Genomic DNA, 13,043 nt, shown 5'->3' with positions numbered 1-13,043 from the left:
GATGGACATTCCCGGCCTTCCCGCGCGCCGTGCCGCGCTGAACCTCATCGATGCCGTTCTGCGCAGGGGCGAGACGCTCGACCAGGCGGGCGGTTCCGCGCTCGCCCGCGTCAAGGGCGACGCCGACCGCGCGCTCGCCCGCGCCATCGCCGGGGAGGTGCTGCGCTGGAAGCAGGATCTCGATGCCCTGATCGACAGCGCGACCCGTCTGCCGCTGGCCGACGATGCGAAGGCGCGCGCGGTGTTGCAGATCATGCTGGCGCAGGTGCTGCGGCTGGAGACGCCCGCCCATGCGGTGATCGCCACCGGTTTGCCGCTGCTGATGGGCGGCCCGCGTCGTCTGGCGCATGGCGTCTTCTCTACCCTGACCAAGCGCGAGGTGACGCTGCCCGAAGTGCCCACGCTGCCCGATGCGGTGATGGAGCGCTGGGGCGTGCGCGCCGAGGCCATCGCCGCCGGTCTGTCCGAGCCGCCGCCGCTCGACCTCGCGCTGCGCGACGCTGCGGCGACGGCGGAGTGGGCGGAGAAGCTGGGCGGCGTCTCGCTCATGCCCGGCCATGTGCGCCTGCCGCGCGGGATTGCGGTGGAGCACCTCGAAGGGTTCCGCGATGGTGCGTGGTGGGTGCAGGATCTGGCCGCCAGCCTGCCCGCACGGCTGCTCGGTGCGGGCGAGGGCAGGCGTGCGCTGGACCTGTGCGCCGCGCCGGGCGGCAAGACGATGCAGCTTGCGGCGGCGGGCTGGCAGGTCACCGCGCTCGACAACGCCAAGCGGCGGCTGGAGCGCCTGCGCGAGAACCTCCAGCGCACCGGGCTTGAGGCGGATGTCGTGCAGGCCGACGCGCTGGCGTGGGAGCCGGAGGAGAAGTTCGACGCGATCCTGCTTGACGCGCCATGCACCGCCACCGGCACCTCGCGCCGCCATCCCGACGTGCTCCACCGTATCGGCGCGCGCCAGATCGGGGAGATGACGGAGATCCAGTCGAAGATGCTGGAGCGCGCGGCGCAGTGGCTCAAGCCCGGGGGCGTGCTGGTCTACGCGGTCTGTTCGATGGAGCCCGAGGAGGGCGAGGAGCAGGCCGCGGAGGTTGAACTGACGCCGGTGCCGGTGACGGCCTCGGAACTGCCCGAGGGTCTGGCCGCGAGCGGCGAGGGCTGGCTGCGCACCGATCCGGGGATGCTCTCCGAAGCGGGCGGCCTCGACGGCTTCTTTATCGCGCGGTGGGCTAACACCTGATCGTCATTGCGAGCGCAGCGAAGCAATCCACGGTAGGCCCAAGTCGCTGGATTGCTTCGCTGCGCTCGCAATGACGAAGTGCTCAGCCCCTCCGGTTCGGGTCCAGCGCCGAACGCCCCGCACTGCGCGGCACCGATACCGTCGCGGTTCGCGGCGCCAGCGAACCGCCGTCCATTGCCATCAGCGCGGCGATGCGCTTGTCGGTCGCCGGGTGGGTCGAGAACAGGTCCGAGACCGAGGACGGCACGATGTAGAGCTGCGCCGCCGCCGGGTTGCGCTCCACGGTGGGGTTGCGCAAGTGCGCGGCGGGACCGGCGATCTTGGCGAGGGCCGAGGCAAGGGCGCGCGGATTGCCGCTGATCTCGGCGCCGGCCTTGTCCGCGCCGTACTCGCGGGTGCGGCTGATCGCCATCTGCACGATCATCGCGGCGAACGGGGCCATGACCATGGCGGCGATGGCGGCCATCGGGTTGGGGCGATCCTCGGAATTGCCCATGTGGCCGAAGAACATGCCGAAGTTGGCGATCATCGAGATGGCGCCCGCGATCGTCGCGACCATGGTCATGACGAGGGTGTCGCGGTTCTTAACGTGGCCGAGTTCGTGCGCCATCACGCCCGCCACTTCCTCGCGGCTGAGCATGTTGAGCAGGCCCGTGGTCGCGGCGACGGCGGCGTGGTCCGGGTCGCGGCCGGTGGCGAAGGCATTGGGGGCCTCGGTGTCGATCACGTAGACGCGCGGCATCGGCAGCTGCGCGCGCTGCGCCAGTTCGGCGACGAGGCGGTGGAACTCGCTCTCCGGCCCGACTTCACGCGCGTTGTGCATCTTCAGGACGATGCTGTCCGCGTTCCAGAAGGTGAACAGGTTCATGCCCGCCGCCACGACCAGCGCAATGATCGCGCCGCCGGTTCCGCCGAACATGTAGCCCAGCCCCATGAACAGCGCCGTCAGCGCCGCCAGCAGCATGGCCGTCTTCATTCCGTTCACTTCCATTGACTCCTTGAGCGTTCCTGCGCTGGAATCTAGGGGTGGGGACAAGGGTTTCAATGGCGCGCCGCCAGCCCGACACATGCAGTCACGCAAGCGCAACTGGCAGGAAAGATTGGCGAACCTCGAACCCAAGCCGAAACGTCGCCGCCGTTCCTCCGAGGAAGTGGCCGACCGCATCCTGGAAGCCGCAGCCGAGGAGTTCGAGGCAAGCGGCTATGCAGGCGCGACGACCGCCGCCATCGCCCGCCGCGCGGACGTGACCGAGGCGCAGATCTTCCGCTTCCACGAAAGCAAGCAGGCGCTGTTCCGCGCGGCGATCTTCACGCCGCTGAACCGCCATTTCGCGGACTTCCAGGCGCGCACGGCGGGCGGCGGCGCGCTTGAGGGCAAGGACGTGGCGCGGGCCTACATCGGCGAACTGCTCGACTTCATGGCGAGCCATTCGAAGATGTTCCTCTCGCTGGTGGTCGCCAATGCCTATTCGCCCGATGCGACCAAGGGGATCGACGCGCTCGACGGGTTGCAGGACTATTTCCGCAAGGGCGAGGCGATGTCGCAGGCGCGCGTGGGGGAGAGCCCCCGCATCGCCCCGGAACTGATGGTGCGCGTGTCGTTCGCGGCGGTGCTGGCGAACCTGATGTTCCGCGACTGGCTGTTCCCGCCCGGCATGGCGAGCGACGGCGAGATCAGAGACGCCATCGCCGCGTTCGTGATCGAGGGGATCGAGGCCAACGGGCCGGTGTAGCTCCTCCCCCGTCGGGGGAGGAATTTCAGATGTCGAACCCGAACACCCGCGCCGCATTCTCCGACAGAGTCCTGCGCGTGTCCTGCTCGGTCAGGTCCGCCGTCATCTTCAGCGCCACGTCGCGCGAATGCGGCCAGATCGTCGCGGAGTGGGGATAGTCGGACGAGAACATCGTCATGCTAGACATCCACGGCCACAGCCCGGTCTGGATCATCTGGTAGCCGCAGTAATCATCCACGTTGGTGGTGAAGACGTTGCGGCCGATGAACTCGGTGGGCGAGTGCCTGAGCTTCACCGGATGCCATGAGTTCTGGATTTCCCAGTGGTGCTCCATGGTCTGCACCCAGAACGGGGCCCAGCCGCAGTCGACCTCGGCCCCGACCATCTTGAGGTTGGGATAAAGGTCGAAGATCCCCGCGAAGATCAGGTACGAGAACGGCTTGAGGCACGAGAAATAGCGCGTGACGATGCCGCCGATGGAGACCTTGTCCTCCTGCAGCCGGTCCCAGTCGGTGGCGTCGGGCGGGCCGCCGTGGTTGCGGTGCATGCACAGCGTCAGGCCCAGTTCGTCCGCCGCCTGCCAGACGGGGTGGTAGTGCGTGGGGTGGTTGTAGGGGATGGTCGGGTTGCCGGGGATGTACATCGCCCGCGCGCCCTTCTTGGCGCAGCGGCGCATCTCGGCGACGGCGTGCTCGATGCCGAGTTCGGTGGGGTTGATGGCGAGGCCGCAGAGGCGACGGGGATCGGCGGACTGGAAATCGTCGAGGATCCAGTCGTTATAGGCCGCGAAGCCCGCCGCCGCGACTTCCTTGTCGGGGTGCGTGTAGAACGAGGGCGTGAAGCCCGGATACGTCACGGAGGCCCAGACGCCGTCGATGTCCATGTCCGCCAGATGCGCCGCGCCGTCGTAGTTGCCGCGCCGCAGGTCCGCATGGCGCAGGCCCGACATGCGGTATTCGCTCTTGTCGAATCCTGCCATGCATTCAAGGCCGTAGGTGCGTTTCGGCGGGGTGCCGTCGACGCTCCAGCCTTCGCCGCCGTCGCGCCCCTCGATCACGCGGGGGGCCTTGTCCTTCAGGTGCGCGGGAAAGCGGTCGATGAACAGGTTGCGCGGCTCGTTGATGTGGTTGTCGGCGCTGATGAGCTTGATGCCGAGTTCCTCGATACGATCCTGCGGACGTTCCAGTGCGGCGGTGGCCATGGCGATTCTCCCTTCTCGTTTGGGCAGGATCATACACCCGTTTAATTATGTAGCAAGCGCTTGGTATGTGTTCGCTGCCGCGATGGACAAGCCCCTTGGCCGCCGCCGCACCTGCGCGCGCTTGAAGGCGTCCGCGCCATGACATAGCCCCGATGGCAACAGCGAGAGGGAGCAGCGAGAACCATGCCATTCAAGACCCGCGTCACCGAGATGCTCGGCATCGAGCACCCGATCGTCCAGGGCGGCATGCAGGGCGTGGGCTATGCCGAACTGGCGAGCGCGGTGTCCAACGCCGGCGGCCTCGGCACCCTGACTGCGCTGACCCAGCCCAGCCCCGAGGCACTGCGCGAGGAGATCGAGCGCTGCCGGTCGATGACCGACAAGCCCTTCGCGGTGAACATCACCGTGCTGCCCACGATCCTGCCGCCCGACTACAAGGCCTATGCGCAGGCGGTGATCGACGGCGGCGTCAAGATCGTCGAGACGGCGGGCACCCAGCAGGTGCGAGAGATCTGGGAGATGGTGAAGCCGCACGGCGTCACCGTGCTCCACAAATGTACCGCCGTGCGCCACGCTCTTTCGGCAGAGAAGCACGGCTGCGATATCATCTCGATCGACGGGTTCGAGTGCGCGGGGCATCCGGGCGAGGACGATATCCCGGGCCTCATCCTGATCCCCTCGGCGGCGGACAAGGTGAAGATCCCGATGCTGGCGTCGGGCGGCATCGGCGACGGGCGCGGCCTCGTCGCGGCGCTGGCGCTGGGGGCGGAAGGCATCAACATGGGCACCCGCTTCTGCGCCACGAAGGAAGCGCCGATCCACGACAACGTGAAGGCCAAGTACGTCGAGAACGACGAGCGCGGCACCAACCTCATCTTCCGCAAGTTCAAGAACACCGCCCGCGTCGGCAAGAACGAGGTGTCGGACGAAGTGGTGACGATATCCGAGCGTCCCGATGCCACGTTCGACGATATCCGCCATCTCGTGGCGGGCGCGGTGGGGCGCGAACTGCTTCAGAGCGGCGATCTGACCAAGGGGATCTTCTGGGCCGGGATGGTGCAGGGCTTGATCCATGACGTGCCCACCTGCAAGGAACTGATCGAAAGGATCGTTGGCGACGCCGAGGCAATCGTGAAGGAACGGCTCGGCGCAATGCTCGCCTGATCGCACGGAGAGGGAGATTCCATGAGTTACGAGCACATCCTCTATTCGCTGGAGGACGGCGTCGCACGCATCTCCCTCAACGATCCCAAGACCATGAACGGCGTGACCGAGGCCATGGGGCTGGAGATGGTCGACGCGCTCGACATTGCCGCGCGCGATGCCCGCGCGGTGCTGCTGACCGGTGAGGGCAAGGCGTTCTGTTCGGGCGCGAACCTGTCTGCCGCGCAGGATATGCTCACCGACCCGATGCGCGACGTCGGCGGCCAGCTCGACCGCGCGTTCAACCCGGTCATCATGCAGATCAAGACGATGGAGCAGCCGGTCGTGACCGCCATTCGCGGCCCGGCGGCAGGTTTCGGCGCGGGGCTGGCGGCGGCTGGCGACGTGGTGCTGATGGCGGAAGGTTCGTACTTCTTCTGCGCCTTCTGTCACGTCGGTCTCGTCCCCGATGGCGGCGCGACGTACCTGCTGGCGCAGGCCGTAGGCCGCGTGCGCGCGATGCAGATGATGCTGCTGGGCGAGAAGGTCGATGCCGCCACCGCGCTTGACTGGGGCCTCGCGACCAGGGTCGTGCGCGAGGAGGAACTGGACGCCGAGGCGATGAAGCTGGCGAAGCGGCTGGCCAGCGGCCCCCGCTCGCTCGGCCTCATCAAGCGCATGGCATGGGACGCGCTGGACTCCAGCCTCGAAACCGCGCTTCAGGCCGAACGTCGCGGCCAGCGCGAGGCGGGGCGGACCGAGGATTTCCTCGAAGGCGTCAACTCGTTCCTCGAGAAGCGCAAGCCTGCGTTCAAGGGACGCTGAGGGAATACGTCGTCCCGGGGCGGGCCCGGGACGACGACAGACTCACCCCCCGAAATTCACCTTCAGCCGCAGGCCGTACATGCGCGGCTCGCCGACCGAGGCGGTTTCGAACCCGACTTCCGGTGAGCCCAGACCGGCGGCGAAGGTATAGTACTTCTCCTTGGTCACGTTGGTCGCGAACAGGGTCAGGTCCACCGGCGAACCGGCGATCCCCTCCCATCCGAAGTTGAGGTTCAGCAGGCCAAGCGAAGGCAGGGTGCTGAACGCGGCGATCGCGGGATTGGGGTTCTCGCGGTCGATGTAGTTCACCAGCATCTTGGTGCGATAGGTGTAGTCCGCCCCGAACGAGATGCGGCCGATGCTGTCGTCGAGCGGCAGGGTGTAGCGGCCGGAGATGGTGAACTTGTGCTTGGGCGAGAGCACTTCGGGATCGCCCACCTCGAACGGCGCCGCCAGCGTGAAGTTGGGGTCCGAATAAGTCAGCAGCGCCTCGGGCACCGATTTGATCTCGGTATGGAGGTACGTGTAGCTGCCCGAGAGCGTCAGCCCGGCGAAGGGGTTGATCGACGCTTCCGCCTCAAGCCCGTAGATCTCCGACTTGCCGGCATTGACCGGCGCGGCGGTGGAGGCCTGCCCGCTACCCTGCACGGCGTTGAAGCCCACCTGCAGCTGCTGGTTCTGGAAATCGTTGTAGAACGCCGCAAGGTTCAGCGTCGCCGGGATCGCGCCGTGGAAGCTGCTCTTGAAGCCGATCTCGTAGCTGTCCACCCGCTCCGGCCCGACGAGGTTGAGCGGCGCGGCGACGTTGGGGGCGATGGTGGCGGCGCGATAGCCGCGCGCGTACTTGGCATAGGCCATCGCATCGGGGGTGAAGTTGTAGTCGAGGTCGATCAGCCAGGTCGGCTTGTTCGAGTTCTGGTTCAGCGTCGCCACGCAGCCGCTCGCCACCGAGGTCGGGTCGGTGCAGCGCGGGTTCGGCGCGCCGGGCAGGCTGGGGAACGGGCCATAGGCGGGCGGGTAGGCCAGCGTGTAGGTCTGGCGCAGGCTGGTGTTGCGCTGCTTGTCCCAGGTGTAGCGGATGCCGCCGGTCAGCTTGAGCTTTTCGGTCAGCGCATAAGTCGCCTGCGCGTAGAGGCCGAAGTCCTGGAAGTAGGTGCGGCCCACCGTGTAGTTCACCGAGCCGACATGGATCGGCGGCAGCGTCGCCGGGTTCGCGCCCGCGCTGATCGCGCCGAGGTAGCTCAGGAAGCCGATCGGGTCGTTGCACTGGAAGTTCGCGCCCTGATCGGTGCAGGACGCGAGGAACGGCGACTGGCTGCCCGCCGTGCCGAGCGGACGGCTGATCTCGGCATAGCCGCCGACCTGCCAGTTGAGCTTGCCGTCGCTCGACTTGCCCTGAAGCTGGATCTCGTCGGTGAAGGTGTACTGGTCCGCGGTCTTCAGCCCGGGCGGCGGCGAGATCTGCGTGAAGGGCACATTGTAGGAGCCGATCGGTAGTTGCCCGCCGGTCAGCGCGTTGAAGTCGATCGTCGCCATGACGCCGAACTCGGGCGCGTTCAGGGTCTGCTTGTATTCGGCGTAGCTGGCGATGTTCTTGACCGTCAGCGTGTCGGACGCGCGCCAGGTGGTGGTGTTGATGACCTGCCACTGGGTGATCTTCGAGTACGATTCGTCGAGCGGGTTGATGACGTTGTAGAAGCCCGTCCCCTGCCGGGCGAGCTGCCCCGCGAACAGGCCGCCGAGGCCCTCGCTCGGATCGACCGCGACCAGCTTGGTGATCGGCCCGCGCGTGTCCGAATGGATGTACGAGGCGACGAGGTAGTTCTCGAGGTCCGGCGTCAGGTCGGCGACGACGCTGAGGCGCAGCGAAGTGTAGTCGACGTCGTTGAAGTCCTTCGGGCCGATGCCGCTCTGGTTCTTGAGGTAGCCGTCGCGCACCATGCGGTCGCCGGAGAGGCGGACCTTGAAGGTGTCCGACAGCGGCACGTTGATCGCGGCCTGCACGCGGCGCATGTCGTAGTTGCCGATGGAGCCCTCGACATAGCCTTCGAGCACGTCGGTCGGGCGCTGCGGGACCAGCAGCACCGCGCCGCCGGTGGTGTTGCGGCCGAACAGCGTGCCTTGTGGGCCCTTCAGCACCTGCACGTTCTGGAGGTCGAAGAAGCTGCCCGGCAGCACGCCGTCGCCGGTCGGCAGGCCGTTGGAAGCACCGCGCGGCGTCACGACTTCGGCGAAGTAGGTGCCGACCGAGGGCAGGGTGCCGATGTCCTGCGCGAAGCCGCGGATCGCGAAGGTCGTGTTTTCGGTGCCGAAGTTGGTGTTGGACGACAGCGAGGGGGTGTAGGTCGCAAGGTCGTTGGCATTGACGACGTTGCGCTGCGAGAGCTGCTCCTGGTTGAACACCGTGATCGAGATCGGCACGTCCTGCAGGCGCTCCTCGGCGCGGCGGGCGGTGACGACGATGTCGTTGGCGCCGATCACCGGCTGCGCGGACTGAGGCCTGGGCTGGGGATCGCTCTGGGCGAGGGCGGGCGTTGCGAAAGTGAGCGCGGTGGTGGCGCAGAGCACGGCACGCAGGTGCATCGTCTTCATGGTGTTCTCTCCCGGACGACGCTTCCCATCCACAACGATCTGAGTCGTCTTGGAAACGCCGTTCTCGCTATATCGTATTGCCCGATTGTTGCCGGGCAAGAGGATCGGTGCGGCGGGAACTGGTCGAACCGAAGCGCGGATTGGTCAGGGAGGTGAATACAACACGTTGTTTTGACGCGGTTTCATGATCCGTCCGGGTGCCGGACGGATTGATACATCATATCGCAGGGGGGAATTGTGAGCCGGATGTCCCCGTATGGGGACGCCCGTTCGAGCCGGAGGATGGGGGTGGTCGGACCGGTCCTCAGACCACTTTCGCTTCGCGCAGCGCCGCGATCTGCGCCTCGTCGTAGCCGAGTTCGGACAGTACCGCGTCGGTGTGCTCCCCCAGCATCGGCGGGGCCATGCGGATCGTCGCGGGGCTGGCGGACATTTTCGCGAGCGGGCTGGCGATGAGGTCCACCGAGCCGCTTTCGGCAAAGGCGTGCGGCGTCGTCGCGCGTAGGCCGCGATGCTGCACCTGCGGGTCTTCCCAGACCTGGTCCAGTTCGTTGTAGCGCGCCGCCGGAATGCCCACTCCGTCGAGCATGGCCTGCACTTCCGCCACCGGGAAGCGGCCGCTCCAGCCGTTGATGATCTCCATCAGCTCGGCCCGGTTGGTCTTGCCGCGCTTGAGGTTGCTGTCGAAGCGCGGGTCGGTGTTGAGTTCGGGCTGCTCCATCAGCACCGTCAGGCGGCGCCAGTGCTCGTCGGTCCCGGCGGTCAGGTAGATGATGCCGTCGGCGCAGTGGATCAGGTCCGCCGGACCGCCGCCGTTGCCCCCGTTACCGAGGCGCGGCGGGGCGTTTCCGCTGATGAGATAGTCCTGCATGATGTGGCTCACCATCGCCACCGAGCTGTCGAGCAGGGCGATGTCGATGTACTGCCCCTCGCCGGTGCGGGTGCGGTGCATCAGCGCGCCGAGGATGGCGAGCGCGGTATTGTGCCCGGTCACGAAGTCGACGAGGCTCGGCCCGGTCTTGAGCGGCCCGGAGCCCGGCTGCCCCTCGGGAATCCCGGTCACCGCCATCATGCCCCCGGTCGCCTGGAACAGCCCGTCATAGCCCGGCAGCGCGGCCATCGGCCCGGTCTGTCCGAAGCCCGTCACCGAGCAGTAGATAAGGCCCGGATTGATCTCCCGCAGGCTGTCGTAATCGAGGCCGAAGCGCTTGAGATCGCCGACCTTGTAGTTCTCGATCAGCACGTCTGCGGTCTTCACCAGATCGCGCAGGATCGCCTGCCCCTCCGCCTTCGAATGGTTGAGCGTGATCGAGCGCTTGTTGCGGTTGGAGACGGTGAAGAAGCTGGAATGCCGCGTCTCGATCCCGTCCTTTCCGGGCACCCATGAAAAGCCGTAACCGCGCCCGTCGTCGCCCACGCCGGGGCGCTCGATCTTGATGACGTCCGCGCCGAGATCGCCGAGGATCTGCGCGCCTACCGGGGCGGCGAAGACGCGGCTCATGTCGATGACGCGGATGCCTTCGAGGGCAGCTTTGGGAGTGCTCATGGTGCCTTGTCGCTCGTTCGATTGAGCCTTCTGCCTACCCCTCCCGAACGTGTGGGCAAGGCGCGCGCCGGCAATACCGCCCGGGCGGTTCGACGCTCCGCAGGGCGCCCGCTAACACGGGGCCAGAACGTGGGAGGACAGGCGAAGTGAAGGTAGCGATCATCACCGGCGCGGGCAGCGGCATCGGCCTCGAAACCGCGAAGATCCTGCACGCAGAAGGCTTCGCGATCGTCGGCGTCGGGCGCAGCAGGGACAAGCTGGCGACGCTGGAGGCCGAGATCGGCAATCCCGACCACGTCCTCGCCATCAGCGCCGACGTGACCGACCCGGCGGCTCCGAAGGCCATCGTCGAGCAGGCGCTGGCGAAGTTCGGGCGGATAGACGCGCTGGTCAACAACGCGGGCGTCGGTAGCCCCAAGCCGCTCGATGAGACCGACGACGAGACGCTGGACGGCTTCCTCGACATCATGCTCGTCGCCCCGTTCCGCCTGTGCCGCGACGTCATCCCGCACCTTGGCGAAGGGGCGAGCGTGGTCAACGTGACCAGCACTTTCGCGCATATCGGCGGACGGCGTGGCGGGGCCTATTCGGCGGCGAAGGGCGGCCTCAAGTCGCTGACCGAGCATATGGCCTGCGAATACGGCCCGCGCGGCATCCGCTCCAACTGCGTGGCGCCGGGCGTCACCATGACCGACATGGTGCGCCACCGCTTCGAGGACGAAGGCTTCAAGCGCAACAACGTCGAGACCACGCCCTATCCGCGCCTCGCCCAGCCGGAGGACGTGGCCTCCGTCATCGCCTTCCTGTGCCTGCCGGGGAGTGAGATGATAAACGGTCAGTCCATCGTCGTCGACGGCGGCTGGACGGCGACGAAATACCTCTCGCCGAGGGTCACGCGCACGACCTGGGTGGAGCCGGTGGGGGTGTAAGTCTCCACTGGTTCGCGCTCAGGCTGAGCTTGTCGAAGCCCCGGCGGCGTAGCGCCCAGTCTCGGGGGCTTCGACAAGCTCAGCCTGAGCGGATTTCAAATCTTGTTTCGTCATTGCGAGCGTAGCGAAGCAATCCAGCGCCACGGCCCGACGATGGATTGCTTCGCTACGCTCGCAATGACGAGAGGAGTAGGACTCAAGCCGCCACGCGCAGTACGTTCCGTCCGCTGCGCTTGGCCGCGTAGAGCGCCGCATCGGCCGCCGCGAAAGTCTCTTCCGGTGTACCGCCAGCAAAGGCCAGTCCGGCGCTGACGCCGATGGGGATCAGCGTTCCCCGCCATTCCACGCGGGTGACGAGGCCATTCAAGCGCCGCCGCAAGCCAGCCTCCAGCGCGGGCGCCGGAACGCTCGAAGGGAGCAGCATCGCAAACTCGTCGCCGCCGATGCGGGCGATCAGGCGGGCGGCGGGGAAGGCGCTGGCGAGGCGTTCGCCGAAGCGGGCGATGCAGGCGTCTCCGGCGGCGTGGCCCCAGCGGTCGTTGATGCCCTTGAACCCGTTGAGGTCGAACACCGCCAGCGCGCCGATCCGCGCCAGCCGTTCCGACCCGGCGGGCAGGTCGAGGAATTCGGACTGGAAGCGCGCGCGGTTGCCGAGGCCGGTGAGCGGGTCGTTCTCCGCCAGCCGCCGCAACTCGTCCCAGCGCAGGCGCTCCAGCGTGATGTCCTGCTTCATGCCGTAGAGCTGCACCGCGCGGCCGTTCTCGACGCAGGTATTGGCCGCCAGCCGCAGCCAGCGCAGTTCGCCGCCGGGCTGGCGGATCTGCGCTTCCATCGAGAAGCCGGAGCCCGCCTCGATCGCCTGCGCGCGCAGGCGCAGCATGATGTCGCGCGATTCCTCGCAGTAGAGCGCAACGGTGTCGCGGCGTTCGAAATGGGTGTCCTGTGGCAGGCCGAAGATGTCGAAGACGCCGTCCGACCATTCGAGCTGCTCGGTCGCGAGGTCGCAACTCCACGCGCTGAGGCCGACCAGCGCGGCGGCCTGCGAGACGAGGCGACCGTCGGTGAGCGGCCGTATTGCGGATCGATGCCGGTCGGTCTGAAGGTACAAGTCTGGCCCCCTTGCGCGATCCACCCGCCAATGGATCCACAACGGCTTAATCTCTTATGGTAAAAAGTGAACTAACGGAACTGCCTATCCAAAAAGAGGGGCTGCTCCGGTGGGGTCAAGCATCCGGCGTTGTCACTTCCCTCCGCCCTGCGGATAGTCTCGGGTGAAAAGGGCAGGGAGAGCGCCATGATCCGCGGCATCCACCACATCGGCATGAACTGCCGCGATCTCGCGCGGATGAAGCGCTTCTACTGCGATGCGCTTGGCTTCGAGCCGGTGGACGAAGACGGCTTCGGCTGGGCCGACGAGCCGGTGATGGACCACATCGTCGACCTGCCGGGCTCCGCGGCCAAGGGCTGCATGCTGCGCGCGGGAAGCTGCTACATCGAGATGTTCGAATATGCCGCGCCGCCTTCCGACCTCGACCGGCCGCTGCGGCCCAACGACCGGGGCTACACGCACTTCTGCATCGACGTGACCGACATCGCGCGCGACATCGCCCATCTGAAAGCCTGCGGCATGACCTTCAACGAGCGCGATTTCGTGGACGTGGGGCATGTGAAGACGCTCTACGGCTACGACCCGGAGGGCAACGTGATCGAGGTGCAGCAGTGCGCCCCCGCCAACGGCTTCACGCTGGAAGAACTGCGCGAGCGGGTGCCGGTGCTCTGAAAGCATCGCGCCAAACATCGCGGGCGCGGCGTCGAGGCGTGATGGTTTGCTCGCGCCCCT

General features: G+C 67.0%; 11 protein-coding genes. 6 read left to right on the top strand and 5 right to left on the bottom strand.

What is annotated here, in order from left to right; all coding sequences use genetic code 11:
* Position 1: 1 nt before the first annotated feature.
* Entirely contained in the window at positions 2-1,234 is a 1,233-nt protein-coding gene (locus LO787_RS01815; protein ID WP_232494186.1) for an RsmB/NOP family class I SAM-dependent RNA methyltransferase, read from the top strand.
* A gap of 82 nt (positions 1,235-1,316) precedes the next feature.
* On the opposite strand, the gene LO787_RS01810 is transcribed toward LO787_RS01815, so the two are convergent.
* Positions 1,317-2,219, bottom strand: coding sequence for a M48 family metalloprotease (locus LO787_RS01810; RefSeq protein WP_232494185.1), 903 nt, complete (start codon positions 2,217-2,219; stop codon positions 1,317-1,319).
* A gap of 82 nt (positions 2,220-2,301) precedes the next feature.
* On the opposite strand from LO787_RS01810, the gene LO787_RS01805 reads away from it, so the two are divergent.
* Positions 2,302-2,967: a TetR family transcriptional regulator gene (locus LO787_RS01805; RefSeq protein ID WP_232494184.1), complete on the top strand. Its 666-nt coding sequence runs from the start codon at positions 2,302-2,304 to the stop codon at positions 2,965-2,967.
* A 25-nt stretch (positions 2,968-2,992) separates the two neighbouring features.
* Here the strand turns inward: LO787_RS01805 and LO787_RS01800 are convergent, their stop codons facing one another.
* Entirely contained in the window at positions 2,993-4,168 is a 1,176-nt protein-coding gene (locus LO787_RS01800) for an amidohydrolase family protein (protein ID WP_232494183.1), read from the bottom strand.
* Between the two features lie 183 nt (positions 4,169-4,351).
* On the opposite strand from LO787_RS01800, the gene LO787_RS01795 reads away from it, so the two are divergent.
* Together LO787_RS01795 and LO787_RS01790 are read left to right on the top strand one after the other, a co-directional pair.
* Positions 4,352-5,332 carry an NAD(P)H-dependent flavin oxidoreductase gene (locus LO787_RS01795; protein WP_232494182.1) on the top strand — a complete coding sequence of 327 codons (981 nt, stop codon included), beginning with the start codon at positions 4,352-4,354 and terminating at the stop codon, positions 5,330-5,332.
* Positions 5,333-5,353: 21 nt separating this feature from the next.
* A complete protein-coding gene (locus LO787_RS01790) occupies positions 5,354-6,136 on the top strand; it encodes an enoyl-CoA hydratase-related protein (RefSeq protein WP_232494181.1) in 783 nt (260 codons plus the stop codon).
* Positions 6,137-6,178: 42 nt separating this feature from the next.
* On the opposite strand, the gene LO787_RS01785 is transcribed toward LO787_RS01790, so the two are convergent.
* Both LO787_RS01785 and LO787_RS01780 read right to left on the bottom strand, forming a co-directional pair.
* Entirely contained in the window at positions 6,179-8,728 is a 2,550-nt protein-coding gene (locus LO787_RS01785) for a TonB-dependent receptor (RefSeq protein ID WP_232494180.1), read from the bottom strand.
* Between the two features lie 304 nt (positions 8,729-9,032).
* Entirely contained in the window at positions 9,033-10,274 is a 1,242-nt protein-coding gene (locus LO787_RS01780; protein ID WP_232494179.1) for a CaiB/BaiF CoA transferase family protein, read from the bottom strand.
* Positions 10,275-10,420: 146 nt separating this feature from the next.
* On the opposite strand from LO787_RS01780, the gene LO787_RS01775 reads away from it, so the two are divergent.
* Positions 10,421-11,203 carry an SDR family NAD(P)-dependent oxidoreductase gene (locus LO787_RS01775; protein WP_232494178.1) on the top strand — a complete coding sequence of 261 codons (783 nt, stop codon included), beginning with the start codon at positions 10,421-10,423 and terminating at the stop codon, positions 11,201-11,203.
* Between the two features lie 196 nt (positions 11,204-11,399).
* Here the strand turns inward: LO787_RS01775 and LO787_RS01770 are convergent, their stop codons facing one another.
* Entirely contained in the window at positions 11,400-12,311 is a 912-nt protein-coding gene (locus LO787_RS01770; RefSeq protein ID WP_232494177.1) for a GGDEF domain-containing protein, read from the bottom strand.
* Between the two features lie 186 nt (positions 12,312-12,497).
* Here LO787_RS01770 and LO787_RS01765 point away from each other — a divergent pair, with 186 nt between their 5' ends.
* Positions 12,498-12,983: a VOC family protein gene (locus tag LO787_RS01765; RefSeq protein WP_232494176.1), complete on the top strand. Its 486-nt coding sequence runs from the start codon at positions 12,498-12,500 to the stop codon at positions 12,981-12,983.
* Positions 12,984-13,043: the final 60 nt, after the last annotated feature.

This window comes from Novosphingobium kaempferiae, assembly GCF_021227995.1.
GTDB classification, from domain to species: Bacteria; Pseudomonadota; Alphaproteobacteria; order Sphingomonadales; family Sphingomonadaceae; genus Novosphingobium; species Novosphingobium kaempferiae.
This window is presented reverse-complemented; position numbering and strand designations above follow the sequence as displayed.

Bases quoted from the DNA above. Each gene is read 5' to 3' on its own strand.
- LO787_RS01795 (WP_232494182.1), top strand. From the start codon at position 4,352: ATGCCATTCAAGACCCGCGTCACCGAGATGCTCGGCATCGAGCACCCG.
- LO787_RS01780 (WP_232494179.1), bottom strand. From the start codon at position 10,274: ATGAGCACTCCCAAAGCTGCCCTCGAAGGCATCCGCGTCATCGACATG.
- LO787_RS01790 (WP_232494181.1), top strand. From the start codon at position 5,354: ATGAGTTACGAGCACATCCTCTATTCGCTGGAGGACGGCGTCGCACGC.
- LO787_RS01805 (WP_232494184.1), top strand. From the start codon at position 2,302: ATGCAGTCACGCAAGCGCAACTGGCAGGAAAGATTGGCGAACCTCGAA.
- LO787_RS01765 (WP_232494176.1), top strand. From the start codon at position 12,498: ATGATCCGCGGCATCCACCACATCGGCATGAACTGCCGCGATCTCGCG.
- LO787_RS01800 (WP_232494183.1), bottom strand. From the start codon at position 4,168: ATGGCCACCGCCGCACTGGAACGTCCGCAGGATCGTATCGAGGAACTC.
- LO787_RS01785 (WP_232494180.1), bottom strand. From the start codon at position 8,728: ATGAAGACGATGCACCTGCGTGCCGTGCTCTGCGCCACCACCGCGCTC.
- LO787_RS01815 (WP_232494186.1), top strand. From the start codon at position 2: ATGGACATTCCCGGCCTTCCCGCGCGCCGTGCCGCGCTGAACCTCATC.